Source organism: Pseudomonas fluorescens (assembly GCF_030344995.1).
GTDB classification, from domain to species: domain Bacteria; phylum Pseudomonadota; class Gammaproteobacteria; order Pseudomonadales; family Pseudomonadaceae; genus Aquipseudomonas; species Aquipseudomonas fluorescens_BF.
Window position 1 is genome coordinate 138,310 of the sequence record NZ_CP128260.1, and the last position, 15,325, is coordinate 153,634.

Annotated in this window: 11 protein-coding genes; 6 read left to right on the forward strand and 5 right to left on the reverse strand. The window is 61.9% G+C overall.

Translation table 11 applies throughout. From position 1 onward, the window contains the following. Window positions 1-37 precede the first annotated feature (37 nt). The 5 genes from QR290_RS00625 to QR290_RS00645 all read left to right on the forward strand — a co-directional run bounded on the left by QR290_RS00625 (window position 38) and on the right by QR290_RS00645 (window position 6,647). Window positions 38-661, forward strand: coding sequence for an FMN-binding negative transcriptional regulator (locus QR290_RS00625; protein ID WP_289204097.1), 624 nt, complete (start codon window positions 38-40; stop codon window positions 659-661). 10 nt (window positions 662-671) lie between these two features. Continuing rightward, entirely contained in the window at window positions 672-1,118 is a 447-nt protein-coding gene (locus tag QR290_RS00630) for a GNAT family N-acetyltransferase (RefSeq protein WP_289204098.1), read from the forward strand. Between the two features lie 12 nt (window positions 1,119-1,130). Further along, window positions 1,131-1,802 carry a GNAT family N-acetyltransferase gene (locus tag QR290_RS00635; protein WP_289204099.1) on the forward strand — a complete coding sequence of 224 codons (672 nt, stop codon included), beginning with the start codon at window positions 1,131-1,133 and terminating at the stop codon, window positions 1,800-1,802. A 221-nt stretch (window positions 1,803-2,023) separates the two neighbouring features. Continuing rightward, window positions 2,024-4,981 (forward strand): autotransporter outer membrane beta-barrel domain-containing protein, encoded by a 2,958-nt coding sequence (locus tag QR290_RS00640; protein WP_289204100.1) that lies wholly within the window; start codon window positions 2,024-2,026, stop codon window positions 4,979-4,981. A gap of 562 nt (window positions 4,982-5,543) precedes the next feature. Next, the gene (locus QR290_RS00645; RefSeq protein WP_430736778.1) at window positions 5,544-6,647 is read left to right on the forward strand and encodes an autotransporter outer membrane beta-barrel domain-containing protein; all 1,104 of its coding nucleotides are present in this window, start codon (window positions 5,544-5,546) and stop codon (window positions 6,645-6,647) included. 104 nt (window positions 6,648-6,751) lie between these two features. On the opposite strand, the gene oadA is transcribed toward QR290_RS00645, so the two are convergent. Together oadA and QR290_RS00655 are read right to left on the reverse strand one after the other, a co-directional pair. Further along, on the reverse strand, window positions 6,752-8,560 hold the full coding sequence (gene oadA / locus QR290_RS00650; protein WP_289204101.1) for a sodium-extruding oxaloacetate decarboxylase subunit alpha: 1,809 nt from the start codon (window positions 8,558-8,560) through the stop codon (window positions 6,752-6,754). Window positions 8,561-8,571: 11 nt separating this feature from the next. Beyond that, window positions 8,572-9,987 (reverse strand): acetyl-CoA carboxylase biotin carboxylase subunit, encoded by a 1,416-nt coding sequence (locus QR290_RS00655; RefSeq protein ID WP_007954255.1) that lies wholly within the window; start codon window positions 9,985-9,987, stop codon window positions 8,572-8,574. Between the two features lie 189 nt (window positions 9,988-10,176). On the opposite strand from QR290_RS00655, the gene QR290_RS00660 reads away from it, so the two are divergent. Next, window positions 10,177-11,139 (forward strand): LysR family transcriptional regulator, encoded by a 963-nt coding sequence (locus tag QR290_RS00660; RefSeq protein WP_085653927.1) that lies wholly within the window; start codon window positions 10,177-10,179, stop codon window positions 11,137-11,139. Here QR290_RS00660 and QR290_RS00665 read toward each other — a convergent pair. The 3 genes from QR290_RS00665 to QR290_RS00675 form a co-directional block, all read right to left on the reverse strand. After that, complete coding sequence (locus tag QR290_RS00665) at window positions 11,081-11,293, reverse strand: PA3496 family putative envelope integrity protein (protein ID WP_007962241.1); 213 nt, start codon at window positions 11,291-11,293, stop codon at window positions 11,081-11,083. The genes QR290_RS00660 and QR290_RS00665 overlap by 59 nt on opposite strands. A gap of 108 nt (window positions 11,294-11,401) precedes the next feature. Next, a complete protein-coding gene (gene hexR, locus QR290_RS00670; protein WP_007954250.1) occupies window positions 11,402-12,268 on the reverse strand; it encodes a transcriptional regulator HexR in 867 nt (288 codons plus the stop codon). 150 nt (window positions 12,269-12,418) lie between these two features. Continuing rightward, on the reverse strand, window positions 12,419-15,292 hold the full coding sequence (locus QR290_RS00675; protein WP_115079750.1) for a putative bifunctional diguanylate cyclase/phosphodiesterase: 2,874 nt from the start codon (window positions 15,290-15,292) through the stop codon (window positions 12,419-12,421). Between the last annotated feature and the right edge of the window lie 33 nt (window positions 15,293-15,325).

Genomic DNA, 15,325 nt, shown 5'->3' on the forward strand with positions numbered 1-15,325 from the left:
GCCTACGATGCAGGCATTCGCCAAGGAAATTTTCTCCATGTACGCGCCCCGCGCCTTTGCCATCGACGACCTGTCCCAACTGCACGAACTGATCCTCGCCACTCGCCTCGCCATCCTGGTGACCCACGGCGAACAAGGCTTGCAGGCCAGTCATGTGCCGGTGCTGCTGCATCGCGAACAAGGTCCGAACGGCACGCTGTACGGGCATCTGGCCAAGGCCAATCCGCAGTGGAAAGACCTGCGCGACGGCGCCGAGGCCATGCTGATTTTTCCCGGTGCCGATGCCTACGTCAGCCCGGGCTTTTACCCGAGCAAGGCCGAACACGGCAAAGTCGTGCCGACCTGGAACTACGTCGCCGTGCATGCCTACGGTCACGCCGAAACCTTCAGCGATGGCGGCCGTCTGCTGGACATCGTCAGCACCCTCACCAATCGCCATGAGGCCGGCCGCGCCCAGCCCTGGTCGGTTGACGATGCCCCGGCCGATTACATCGACGGCATGCTCAAGGCCATCGTCGGGTTCGCCATTCCGATCGACCGCCTCGAAGGCAAGCGCAAGCTCAGCCAGAACCGCAGCGCCGAAGATATCGCCGGCGTGCGCGAGGGCCTGGCCGCCAGCCCCGAGATCAACGATCAAACCCTCGCTCACTTGATGCGTTAAGGAAATCACCATGAGTCAGATCGACATCCGCCCGGTCAGCGCCGCCGACCACGAGGCCTGGCTGCCGCTGTGGCAGGCCTACCTGCGCTTCTACAACACCGAATTGCCGGACGCCGTCAGCCAGAGCACCTGGCAGCGTTTTCTCGACCCGGACGAACCGACCCACGCCGCCCTCGCCTGGGCCGATGGCAAAGCGGTGGGCATGGTGCACTTCATCTACCATCGTTCGAACTGGAGCATCGAAAACTCCTGCTACCTGCAAGACCTGCTGGTAGAGCCGCAAACCCGTGGCACCGGCGTCGGCCGTCTGCTGATCGAACACGTTTACGCCACGGCCAAAGCTGACGGTTGCTGCAAGGTGCACTGGCTGACCCACGAAACCAACGCCACCGCGATCCAACTCTACGAGCGCATCGCCGAGCGCCCGGGTTTCATCCAGTTTCGCAAAGCCATTTAAGGAGCCACGCGCATGACGATTTCTCTCGCTGACTGGAAAGGCGTGCCGCCGCCCTCCACCACCCTGCTCGAAGGGCGCTTCATTCGCCTGGAAAAGCTCGACCCGGCACGTCACGGCGACGATCTGTTCAATGCCCTGCAAGGCCCGGGTGCCGATCCGAAACTCTGGGATTACTTGCCCTACGGCCCGTTTCCGGAGCGCAGCGCCTTCAATGACTGGCTGAACAACCACGCCGCCCACAGCGATCCGTACTTCTTCAGCGTCATCGACCGCGCCAGCGGCCAGGTGCAAGGCATCCTCAGCCTGATGTCGATCGTCCCGGCCCAGGGTCGCATCGAAATCGGCCACGTCACCTTCGGCGCCCCGATGCAGCGCTCGCCGAAAAGCACCGAGGCGGTCTACCTGTTGGCCAAAGAATCCTTCGCCCTCGGCTATCGCCGCCTCGAATGGAAATGCAACAACGGCAACGCCCGCTCCAAATACGCGGCCGAGCGGCTGGGCTTCAGCTTCGAAGGCGTGTTCCGCCAGCACATGGTTGTGAAAGGCCAGAACCGCGATACCGCGTGGTACTCGATTCTGGACTCGGAATGGCCAGCGATTGCGGCGGGGTTCGAACGCTGGTTGAGCGATGAGAATCAGACGGCGGATGGGCAGGTGAAGGGGTTGGTTGAGTGCCGCGGTTGAGCCCGTGAACGTGAAAGAGCGCAGCCTGTGGCATCTCATTCAAGCGATGTCCAAGGCTGCGATTTCGACTCTGCACCACCGTCGGATCTGCAATGAATTGCAGATGAACGTCCAAATCTGAGGCCTTAACTGCAAAAGAATGCACATAGGCCGTACATCATTCTGTAAAAACCCTCCGCTATACAGAACGCCCCGCTTATAACAAAAAGGACGTTCACCCCATGCCCTTCCCGCCTCAGCGCCTGTCGCTCGCCATTGCTCTGCTGATCGCCGCGAGCGCCGCCCACGGCAAGACCGTGCAGATCGACGCCGCCACCACCGCGTCGCAGACACTGGGTAGCAGCGACACACTGACGATTTCGGCGCCTGGCAGCATTACCAACAGCGGCAAGGCTGTGAGCCTGAAGGACAAGACCAGCGGGGTCGGTGTGATTATTGATAACGCCGGCAAGATCATTTCCAGCGGCGGCCGGGCCATCGACAGCAGCGGCGACCTGACCCAGGCACGCAATTACGCGATCTACAACCGCAGCGGCGGGCAGATTCTCGGCTCCAACGACGCGATTCGCATCGACAGCAATTTCGTCAGCGGCAGCCTGTTGATCGACAACAGCGGCACCATTCGCTCGACCACCGGCCAAGGGCTGGATCTGGATGCGTTGCGCAGCAACGGGGTGAAAACCACCATCATCAACCGCGCGGGCGGGCTGATTCGTGGCGATGCCAGCGACGGCATGAAGACCGGTGCCAATGCGACCATCAGCAACTACGGCGAGATTTCCACTGGCGATTCGCACAACGCCGACCAGAAATTCGACGGCATCGATATCGACACTGCGACCGGCGTGAGCGTGACCAACTACGGCGTGATTTCCGGCGGCCGTCATGGCATCACTACCGACCTGGGGGCGACGCTGGTCAACTACGGGCAGATCACCGGGCGCAACGGCTCCGGTTTCGGTTCCGATGGCGACGGCACGGTGATCAACCACGGCACCATCACTGGCGCCTATTCCGGGTTGCAACCCAATGGCGACGGTGACGGCGTGGACATCGACAAGATCGCCCACATCGAAAACTACGGCACCATTCAGGGCGTCGGCGCCGGCGGTGTGGACAAGGGCGGTTTCGCCAACGGCAGTGAAGGCATCGCGCTGGGTGGCGGGTACATCCTCAACGCCAAGGATGCGCTGATCAGCGGCGCCAACAGCGCCATTCTGGTGGACGACGGCAGCGGCGGCTCAGGGCTGGCGGCCACCACGCTGGAGAACTACGGCACCATCCGGGGCCTCGACGGTTTCGGCGTGAAGTTCGTCGGTGAGTTCGCCGACAACGTGATCAACGGTGGCACCCTCAGTGGCAGCAACGGGCTGGCGCTGGATCTGGGCGGCGGCAACGACAGCCTGACCCTGCGCAGTGGCAGCCGCTTTGTCGGCGTGGTCGATGGCGGCAGCGGTTATGACCGCGTGGTGATGGACGACGCGGCGGGCGGCAGCTTCGGTGCGAGCCGTAATTTCGAATGGCTGGAGGTCAAGCAAGGCGCCTGGACGCTTACCGGCAGCGGCGACTTCAGCGACGGCGGTGCCGTGCGCAACGGCGCCACGCTGATAAACCAGGGCGGTATCGCCGGCAACCTCACAGTGGACGCCGGCGGCGTGTATGCCGGAGGTGGGTCGGTGGGCAACCTCAACGTCAACGGCACATTACGCACCGACACCCGCCTCGGCACCGCGACCGTCGTGCACGACTTGAACATGGGCAGCGCATCCACCCTCGCCTACGGGGTCAACGCCGATGGCAGCAGCGCACCGGTCCAGATCGGCGGCACGGCCAACCTCAACGGCGCGACGCTGGCAGTCAATCCCGGCAGCGGCACTTATCCGTGGCAGAGCCATTACACGGTGCTGCAGGCTGCGCGGGTCAACGGCACGTTCGGCACGGTCACCAGTGACTACGCGTTCCTCACCCCGACCCTCGCCTACACACCGACTCAGGTCGACCTGACCTACACACGCAATGACGTGGCGTTCAATGAATTCGCCGCTACCGGTAACGGCAGCAACGCCGCCAACAGCCTGGCCTCGATCGGCAAGAACAACGCGCTGTACAACGCCCTGCTCAACACCACACAAAGCAGTGCAGGTGCGGCCATCGAGCAACTGGCCGGTGCCAGCAACGCCAACCTGACAAGCGCCACCCTCGGCGCCAGCAGCCAGGTCGGCAGCAGCATGCTCTCGGCGATGCAGCAAATGGGTGGCAGTCCAGGCTTGATGGTCGGCCTCGATCAGCGTGATACGCCGATCCTCGCCGCCAACGGCGTACCGTCCGAAGCGCGAAACCTGAATGATCCGAACGCCCGTGGCCGGCTCTGGCTGCAGGCCATCGGCGGCTACGGCAAGCTCGATGGCGAACACGGCAGCAGCGGTCTGGAACAACGCACCAAAGGCAGCGTGCTCGGTGCCGACTGGGCACTGAATCCACAATGGCGTCTGGGCGTGCTCGGCGGCTATTCGAAGACCGACCTGGACGCCACCAGCGTCGACGGCAATGTCGAGAGCTGGCATGCCGGCGTTTATGCGCTGCATCAAAACGGCCCGATCGCCTTGCGCCTGGGCGCGGCGTACAGCGGCCATCAGGGCGAAAGCAAACGCACCATCGCGTTCAATGGTTTCAGTGATCGTCCCAAAGGCGATTACGACGCCGACAGCCAGCAAGCCTTCGCCGAACTCGGCTACGCCATGGGCAGCGGCCGGCTGAGCGCCGAACCGTTTGCCAGCCTCGGCTACCAGCGCTATCACCGCGACCGCTATCAGGAAAAGGGCGGCGCGGCGGCCTTGCAGGTCGACAGCCAGACCCAGGACAACTTCAGCAGCACCTTCGGCGTGCGCCTGGCGCACCTCAGCTCGCTGGACAATGGCATGAGCCTGACCCCACGGATGGCGGCAGGCTGGAAGCACACCTACGGCGATGTCAGCAGTTCGACCCGTCAGGCATTCGTCGTTGGCGGCACCGCATTCAGCGTCGATGGCAGCTCGCTGGATCGTGACAGTCTGGTGCTGGAAGCGGGGCTGGATCTGGGCATATCCGCGCGACATACGCTGGGGCTCGGATACAGCGGCGAGATTGGCAGCAACAGCCGTAATCACGGGTTGATCGGGCAGTGGCAGATGAGTTTTTGAGATTTCGCCAATCGATACTTCAGCGAGTGTTGTAGGCAAAGGCGTCTGGTGGATCGGGTAAACAAGGGCGGGCTCATCACTCGTCACTGACCGGGCTACAAAAGCAGACGTCATCGCCTGCACACGGTTCGGAAATGCCCGGCATCGGCGTACCGGCATCGACTTTTACAGTTTGGCCTCATCTTTTGATAGGTCGAACTGAATGCCCATTCAATGCAAATACAAGCTCCAACATCTTGTCCTGGCGGTTGCACTGGTAGTCGGTTGCGTGGAATTTTCTCTGGCAGAGCAGTCGGAGCCCGACGCGCCTGTCATGGACGAAGTGAAACCCAAGCCTGCGCGCAAGAAGAAAGAAAAACCTGCTCCGCTTAATCTCGCTGAAGAAACAGTGCGTGAGGAAAGGATTGCTCCGCCACTGGAAGCAATCCCCGTCAGCACTGAGGTCCCAACAGTACCCGCTCATACATCCGACGACATTCCATCCAGGAAAGTCGCCACGACGGAGAGCGGCAGCGCGCTCGAAGAAAGCCTGAAAAAACCAGCGCCTTTACCGGAACCCGTTATGGCCGAAACGCCCGCAGCTCAACAAACCCAAATGGTTGAGCAGCCACAGTCAACGGACTCCCCTCCGCCGCCAGGCAACGCAGCCATCGAAGCCCTGCTCGCCACCGACGAGACGACGGCCACCCTCGCCTATGATCAACTGGCCGGCGGCAGTAATGCCAACCTCGTCAAGGCCACCTTGAGCAGCGTTACACCGGTCAGCGCCAGCCTGCTGTCGGCCATGCACCAACTCGATAACATCCACACCCAACGAAACTCGCCACAACATGCGGCCGGAGACGCTGATGGCGGCAGGGTCTGGCTGCAAGCCCTCGGCCACAGCGGGAAACTGGATCGCGATGTGGAGCCCATGCAGCATTCCACCAAAGGACTGCTGCTCGGTGTGGACTGGCGCCTCGACGAAGAATGGCGCCTGGGTTTAATGGGCGGCACCTCCGACACGCGCATCGACAGCCAGGAACTGGACGGCGACCTCAACAGCTGGCACCTCGGCGCCTACGCCTTGCGCCAGACCGGTCCGCTGTCACTTCGGTTAGGCGCAGCCTGGAGCAACCATGAAGGCAGTACCCGCCGCGAAGTCGCGTTCGGCCGCTTCCATGACCGACTGAAAGGCAACTACCAGGCCACTACCCAGCAAGCGTTCATCGAATCGGGATACAACCTGGGTCGGGCCAACGTCAGCATCGAGCCGTTTGTCGGCATCGGCTACCAACGCTACCAGCGCGACGGCTACACCGAGAAAGGCGGAGCGGCGGCGCTCAAGGTTCACGCTCAATCCCAAGGCAACTTCAACACCACCGTCGGCCTGCGCATGGCGAAAGTCAGCACACTGGATAACGGCATGCGCCTCACGCCACGATTCAGCGCAGGGTGGAAACACATTTATGGCGAAACCTACACGAGCACCCGGCAACGTCTGGTCACCGGCGGCCATGACTACACCGTTTACGGTGCAGAGCTGGATCGCAACAGCCTGAGGCTCGACACCGGGCTGGATCTGGCCGTCTCGTCCAGCCACACACTCGGTGTTGGTTTGTCGGGTGAGATCGGCACCGACAGCCGAAACCACGGCGTATCCGGCCAGTGGCGAATGGCGTTCTGAGTCCCGGTCAGGCGCTGCCGCACCTTGCGGCAGTGCCTGAAAAGCAAAAAAAAGGGGAGCACATGCTCCCCCGAGGTTTAAAGCGTTTTATCGAGGCCGTTATCTCAGCCTTCGATCTCGATCAGGATTTCACCCGGGTTCACCCGGTCGCCCTTGGCAACGTGAATGGCGGTGACCTTGCCGGCAATCGCAGCCTGGACTTCGGTTTCCATCTTCATCGCTTCGGTGATCAGCACGGCCTGGCCCGCCTTGACGGTGTCGCCTTCCTTGACCAGCACATCGACGATGTTGCCCGGCATGGTGGTGCTGACGTGGCCCGGTGCAGAGGCTTGCTTGCGCTTGCTGCTGCCGCCGCCGACGAATTCGTTGAGCGGTTCGAACACCACCTCTTCCGGCATGCCATCGATGGACAGGTAGAAGTGACGCTTGCCCTCAGCCTTGACGCCGACACCGGTGATGTCCACGCGGTAGGTTTCGCCGTGAACGTCGATGACGAATTCGGTCGGTACACCTTCGCCGCCGGCCGAAGCCACCTTGCCCGCTTCCGGGATCGGCAGCAGCAATTCCGGGGTGAGGGTGCCGGCGGCACGCTCTTCGAGGAACTTGCGACCGATGTCCGGGAACATGGCGAAGGTCAGCACGTCTTCTTCGGACTTGGCCAGTGCGCCGATATCGGCACGCAGCTTGGTCATTTCCGGCTTGAGCAGATCGGCCGGGCGTACGTCGATCACCTCTTCGCTGCCGATGGCCTGGCGACGCAGCTTCTCGTTCACGGTGCCCGGCGCCTTGCCGTAGCCGCCTTGCAGGTAGAGCTTCACTTCGTTGGTGATGGTCTTGTAGCGCTCGCCGGCCAGCACGTTGAAGAACGCCTGGGTGCCGACGATCTGCGAAGTCGGGGTCACCAGCGGCGGGAAGCCGAGGTCTTCACGCACGCGCGGAATCTCCGCCAGCACTTCGGCCATGCGATTCAGAGCGCCCTGCTCTTTCAATTGGTTGGCCAGGTTGGAAATCATCCCGCCCGGTACCTGGTTGACTTGAACACGGGTGTCGACGGCGGTGAATTCACTTTCGAACTGGTGGTACTTCTTGCGCACGGCGTAGAAGTACAGGCCGATCTCTTGCAGCAGCTCCAGGTTCAGGCCGGTATCGAACTCGGTGCCTTTGAGCGCAGCAACCATGGATTCGGTGCCAGGGTGGCTGGTACCCGAAGCGAAGCTGGAGATCGCGGTGTCGATGTGGTCGGCACCGTTTTCAATAGCCTTGAGCTGGCACATGGCTGCCAGGCCGGCGGTGTCGTGGGAGTGGATGAACACTGGCAGCGACTGTTCGGCTTTCAGTGCTCGCACCAGTTCACCGGTCGCGTACGGGGTCAGCAGACCGGCCATGTCCTTGATCGCCACCGAATCACAACCCATGGCTTCCATTTGCTTGGCCTGGGCGACAAACGCGTCGATGGTGTGCACCGGACTGGTGGTGTAGGCGATGGTGCCCTGGGCGTGTTTGCCGGCAGCCTTAACTGCTTCGATCGCCACGCGCAGGTTACGCACGTCGTTCATCGCGTCGAAGATGCGAAACACGTCGATGCCGTTGACCGCCGCCTTGGCGACGAACGCCTTGACCACGTCATCGCTGTAATGGCGGTAGCCCAGCAGGTTCTGGCCGCGCAGGAGCATTTGCAGACGAGTGTTGGGCAGCGCGGCGCGCAGCTGGCGCAGACGCTCCCACGGGTCTTCTTTCAGGAAACGCACGCAGGCGTCGAAGGTCGCGCCGCCCCAGCACTCCAGCGACCAGTAGCCGACTTTGTCGAGCTTGTCGCAGATCGGCAGCATGTCTTCGGTGCGCATGCGGGTGGCGAGCAGCGATTGGTGAGCGTCGCGCAGGATGGTGTCGGTTACGAAAATCTTTTTAGTCATTGTTCTATTCCTCACAGGCCTGCGTGGGCGGCGATGGCGGCGGCGATGGCCAGGGCCAGCTCTTCGGGTTTGCGCTTGATCGAGTAGTTAGTCAGTTCAGGGTGGCTTTCAACGAAGCTGGTATTGAACTGGCCGCTACGGAATTCCGGGTTGCGCAGGATTTCCTGGTAGTACGCGGCAGTGGTCTTCACACCTTGCAGACGCATGTCGTCGAGGGCGCGCAGGCCACGGTCCATCGCCTCTTCCCAGGTCAGTGCCCACACAACCAGTTTCAGGCACATCGAGTCGTAGAACGGCGGAATGGTGTAGCCGGTGTAGATCGCCGTGTCGGTGCGCACGCCAGGGCCGCCGGGGGCGTAGTAGCGCGTGATCTTGCCGAAGCTCGGCAGGAAGTTGTTTTTCGGATCTTCGGCGTTGATCCGGAACTGCAGGGCAAAACCGCGATGCTGGATGTCTTCCTGCTTCACCGACAGCGGCAGGCCGGAGGCGATGCGGATCTGTTCGCGGACAATGTCGATCCCGGTGATTTCTTCGGTGATGGTATGTTCCACCTGCACCCGGGTGTTCATCTCCATGAAGTACACCTCGCCCTCGGCGAGCAGGAACTCCACGGTGCCGGCGTTCTCGTAGCCCACGGCCTTGGCCGCACGCACCGACAGGTCGCCGATGTAGGCGCGCTGTTCCGGGGTCAGTTGCGGGCTCGGGGCGATTTCGATCAGCTTCTGGTTGCGGCGCTGGATCGAGCAGTCACGTTCGAACAGATGCACGACGTTGCCGAAACTGTCGCCGAGGATCTGCGCTTCGATGTGTTTCGGATTGACGATGCATTTTTCCAGGAACACTTCCGCCGAACCGAAGGCCTTGGTGGCTTCGGAAATGACGCGAGGGAAGTTCTGTTCGAGTTCTTCGCGGCTGTTGCAGCGACGGATACCGCGACCGCCACCACCGGAAGTGGCCTTGAGCATCACCGGGTAACCGATGCGGTCGCCCTCGCTCAACGCTTCCTCGATCCCCGAGACGTTGCCTTCGGTGCCCGGCGTGACCGGCACACCGGCCTTGATCATGCTGCGGCGCGCTTCGGTCTTGTCGCCCATGCGGCGGATGACTTCCGCCGACGGGCCGATGAATTTGATTCCGCGTTCGGCGCAGATGTCTGCCAATTCGGCGTTTTCCGAGAGGAAACCGTAGCCGGGGTGCAGCGCATCGCAGCCGGTTTCCACGGCCAGGTTCACCAGCTTGCGCGGGTTCAGGTAACCGGCCAGCGGCTCGGCACCAATGCTGTGGGCCTCGTCCGCGCGCTTCACATGCAAGGCATGCCGGTCAGCGTCGGAATAGATCGCGACGGAGCGGATGCCCATTTCGGCGCAGGCACGCACGATTCGTACGGCAATCTCACCACGGTTGGCGATCAGGATCTTTGTTATCACTTGGAGGTTCCCTTGAGCCGGTGGCACCACGACCTGCTAGACCCAGGTCGGCACGTGACCAAATGTTTCAATCTGGTCTCGGCTCCACACTAGCGCTGACAAGGGATTAACAAAAATGAATAAAAATTGGGTCAGGCATAAGTAAAGACTTATAGTCAACGCATCAGCCCGCGGCCAGAGTCGGAAAAAATGCGTAAGTCCTTGATGCGTATGACATTGCGTCAATTGCAGATCTTCAACGAAGTGTGTGATTTACGTTCCTACAGCCGCGCTGCCGAGGAAATGTCCCTCACGCAACCGGCCGTCAGCCTACAGATTCGTCAGCTCGAAGAGCTGATCGGCCAGCCATTGTTCGATTACGTCGGCAAAAAACTTTACATGACCGAAGCGGCCGAAGCACTCCAGCGTGCCAGCCGGGACATCTTCGGTCGGCTGGAAAACCTCGACATGCAACTGTCGGACATGCAGGGCTCGCTGCAGGGCCAGTTGAAACTGGCGGTGGAGTCCAGCGCGAAATACTTCGTGCCGCACCTGTTCGCGGCATTCAAGCGCCAGCACCCGGAAGTGAACCTGCAACTGACGGTGGTCAACCGTGGCCAGGTGATTCGCCGACTCTCCGACAACCGCGACGATCTGGTGATCATGTCGATGGTGCCGCAGGACATGGGCCTGGAATTCCTGCCGTTCCTCAACAATCCGATCGTTGCCGTGGCGCGACCGGATCACCCACTGGCACATATGGGCCCGCTGCGCTTGCAGGATCTTGAACCTTACACCTTGCTGATCCGCGAACCCGGTTCGGGCACCCGACTGGCCTGCGAGGAGTATTTCAAGGAGAAGCGCGTGCACTTCACCCAGACCCAGGAAGTGGCGTCGGCTGAAGCCCAACGTGAATGCGTGGTGGCGGGTCTGGGCCTGGCGCTGTTGACGCGCCACGCCCTGAACCTGGAGCTGGCGACCGGCGGCCTGGTGGAGCTGCCGGTCGAAGAGTTGCCGCTGTTTCGCAGCTGGTGCCTGGTGCAAGCCAAAGCCAAGCGGCTGTCACCGGTGGCCCACGCCTTCCTGGCGTTTATCCGCAGCGAACGCGTGCAGATCAGCGCGCTGGTTGAGCGCTTCGACGGGAAGCTGCCGGCGCGGCCTGCCAGTAGTTGAGTTCGATATCCTCGGGAAAATCGCTGATCTCGCTCTGAAGCTGGCGAAGTTCAAAGCGATCTTCGATGGCGCGGCGAAATTCCATGCGGCGCTGGTCTTCCTGCTGACGACGGGTTTTCGCGGCGCTGTTGCGTTCTTCGTAGGGCTGAGCCATTTCGAGTCTCCCAAGGCGAGTACGGGAGTTTCACGATAGGCGCGCGCGATGACGGTTTGGCTTCGTCGGGGTTACAGGCAGATGAAGATTGCTCTCGCCCCACGACAATCAATCGTCCAGCGCTTTCACCGATTTTGGCGACAGCCGCAAGCTGCGCAAACTGCGTTTGACGCTCTTGAGGTGGTTGACCAGGCTCGGCCCGCGCGCCATGGCCACGCCCATCGCCAGCACGTCGATCACCACCAGGTGAGCGATCCGTGAGGTCAGCGGGGTGTAGATTTCGGTGTCTTCATGGACATCGATCGCCAGGTTGACGGTCGACAGCTCGGCCAGCGGTGTCTGGCTCGGGCACAAGGTGATCAGCGACGCACCGCTCTCGCGAACGAGATTGGCGGTGATCAGCAGGTCTTTGGAACGGCCGGACTGGGAAATGCAGATCGCCACGTCGGTCGGCTTCAGCGTCACCGCCGACATCGCCTGCATGTGCGGGTCGGAATACGCCGCCGCCGTCAGCAGCAGACGGAAGAATTTGTGCTGCGCATCCGCCGCCACCGCCCCCGACGCACCAAAACCGTAGAATTCGACGCGCTGGGCCTGGGACATCAACGTCACCGCCCGTTGCAGCTCCAGAGGATCGAGCTTCTCGCGAACCTCCATCAGCGTGTGCAAGGTGGTGTCGAAAATCTTCAGGCTGTAGTCGGCAACGGAATCGTCTTCATGGATCGCGAACTGACCGAAGCTGGCGCCGGCCGCGAGGCTTTGTGCAAGCTTGAGTTTCAGATCCTGAAAACCGGAACAACCGATGGCACGACAGAAGCGCACGATGGTCGGCTCGCTGATGCCGACGCTGTGGGCCAGGTCGGCCATGGAACTGTGCATCACTGCCGCAGGGTCAAGCAGCACGTGGTCGGCGACCTTGAGCTCCGACTTGCGTAACAGGTGACGTGACTGGGCGATGTGTTGCAGCAGATTCAAGGGGCTGGACTCTTGTTATGGAAAGATGTGCTTTGGCCAGATGCCGGGGATGTAGCAAGCTTGTAGTTATACTACATGAATCGGCTTTTTGCCTGCTCAATGCGTAACTCGATCCCCCCGGATCAGGCGCCATGCGCTGCATGTAGCCCTTTACAGCGGTTTTTCCTGTTCACGCAGCAACGCGGCAAGGCCGACCGCCTCCACCGGACGGCTGATCAGATAGCCCTGCACCTCATCGCAACCTTCAGCTTTCAGAAATGCCAGCTGCTCGGATCGCTCGACACCTTCGGCGACAACTTTGAGTGACAGCCCGTGAGCCATCGCAATGATCGCCCGGGTGATCGCCGCATCTTCGCTGCCCTCTCCCAACCCGCGAATAAAGGCCTGATCGATCTTCACGTAGTCCACCGGAATCCGCTTCAGATAGCTCAGCGATGAATAGCCGGTGCCGAAATCGTCGATCGCCAGCTTCACCCCCAGATCCCGCAACTGCTGGAACGTGGCGATGATGTGTTCGACGCTGTCGAGCAGCTGGCTTTCGGTCAGTTCCAGTTCGAGGTAGTGCGGCGCGAGGCCGGTTTCCTCCAGCACCTGACGCACCAGACTGACCAGTTTGCCCTGGCGCAATTGATGCACCGACAGGTTCACCGAAACCCGAATCGGCGCCAGCCCCTGACGCTGCCATTCACATGCCTGCCAACAAGCCTGGCGCAGCACGAACTCGCCGATCGGCCCGATCAGTCCCGTCTCCTCCGCCAGACCGATGAAATCCCCCGGCGGCACCCGGCCCATGGTCGGGTGGTCCCAGCGTACCAGCGCTTCCGCCGCGTTGAGACGACCGGTCGCCAGACACAGTTTCGGTTGATAGAAGACGTTGAGCTGCTTTTCCTCGATAGCTTTGCGCAGCTGGTTTTCCAGTTGCAGGCGCTCCAGCGTGCTGGCCTGCAGACTGTCGGTGTAAAACTGGAAATTGTTGCCGCCCAGGTGCTTGGCATGTTGCATGGCCATGTTCGACTGGCTGACCAAAGCGGAAATCTCCCGGGCGTTGTCCGGCAGCATGCTGATGCCCATCGAGGCGCTGACCACCAGCTCATGCCCTTCCACCGTCAGCGGCAGGCGCAACTTGGTCGACAGTCGCGTGGCGACCCGCGCCAGGCTCGACAGGTTGCCGTAGGCGTCGAACAGCACCGCGAACTCGTCGCCGGACAGCCGGGCAATGGTGTCGGCCTCCGGCAGAGCATTGACCAGACGCCGAGACATCTTCTGCAGCAACTGGTCGGCGATCTCGTGGCCAAGGCTGTCGTTGAGCAGCTTGAAGCGATCCAGATTGATGTGCAGCAGCGCCAGACTCCGGCGCCCGCCCTGTCGCACGCGCTGATGGGCTTCGTGCAGGCGTTCGCGGAATAGCGAGCGATTGGCAAGACCAGTGAGTTCGTCGTAGTGGGTCAGGTAGCGCATGCGCTCTTCGGATTCGCGGCGGGCCGACAGATCGGCGAAGAAGCCGACGATATGGCTCACATTTCCCCGACTGTCGCGCACGGCATTCAATTGCAGCCACTGCGGATACAGCTCGCCGTTCTTGCGGGTTTCCACCAGTTCGCCCTGCCAGCTGCCGTGCTGCTCCAGCGCGTGGCGGATCGCGACGTAGTGCCGCCGGGCGTCGCGACTGCAAGGTAACTCGACGACGTTGCGCCCGAGCATGTCGTCGATGTCATACCCGGTGACCCGGCTGAAGGCCTGATTGATGGCGATCAGCGAATAATTCGGGTCGAGGATCACGATGCCTTCGCTGGCGGCCTCGAACACCGTCGCCGCCAGTTGCTGCTGGGCTTCCAGGCTTTTGCTGACGCTGATGTCACGCCGGGTGCCGACCATGCGGATGACCCGGCCGCTCTCGTCGCGCTCCACTGCCCGGCCACGGTCTTCGATCCAGACCCAGTGCCCGTCGCCGTGGCGCACGCGGTACTCGATCTGATAATCCTCGGTGCGCCCCTTCAAGTGCTCGATCAACGCCCGTTTGAGCGGCGGCACATCTTCCGGGTGCAGCCGGGGCCGCAGGTGCCTCAGCAGCCCGGTGACGTATTCCGGGTCAATGCCGAACAGTTCCTGAATCTGTGTGTGGTGAACTTCGTCGGTCTGCAGGTTCCAGTCCCACAGGCCCAGCTCACTGGCCTTCAACGCCAGGGCCAGGCGCGCTTCGCTCTTGCTCAAAGCCTGGTTGGCAACGTCCAGTTCCCGGCTGCGCTGGGCGACCCGGTCCTCCAGCTCGACCTGTGCTTCACGCAGCTTGCCCTCGGCGCAACGTCGGTGCTCGATTTCCTTCGCCAGTTCCTGATTGAGCTGTTCGCTGCGGGTTTGCGTTTGTTGCAGATGCTCGATCAGATGCTGGTTCTGGAAGCGCCGCAGCAAACCGCGATCGATCAGCCGGTTCACCTGCCACGCCACCACACTCAGCGAGCCGAGCAGGATCAGCCCGAGCCAGCCCCAGCCGCGCGCCAGTTCGTCACCGCCCCAGAACAGGTAGCCGATGGCCGGCAACAGACAGGGCAAGGTAAAGGAAAGAAAGGCCGGAATGCTCACGGCGTAGGCCACGCTGGCCGACAGGGTTGCGGCGCCGATCAGGCCAAACACCCAGGCCTGCTGCATGAAATTGTCGGCGGGGACCAGGGCGATGCCGGCGCCAGCGAGGGTCAGGCCGGTCATGGTCGAACCGAGCAGGAACATCCGGCCCCAGATCGGCTGGGCCTGACGATCGGGGATCGCCGAATCGAACGCGGCGACCTGAATTACCCGCAACGCCACCAGCGACAGCAGCCACACCAGCCAGACGCTGACCACGAAGTATCGCTGCGGGCTCCAGAGCAGACCGGCGCAGACCAGACCATTGATCAACATGAACAGGGTGGGCAACAGCGAACCCTGATAAAGAAGGCGCGTGCGCTCGACCGCCATCTGGGTGGCGTAATGCTTGCGGATCACCCGGGGTTCCACAGAGGGGCCCGACAGGTCGAAGCTGAGGGTCATAGGCAACGTTCTTGTTCTTATAAGTGTGAGCAT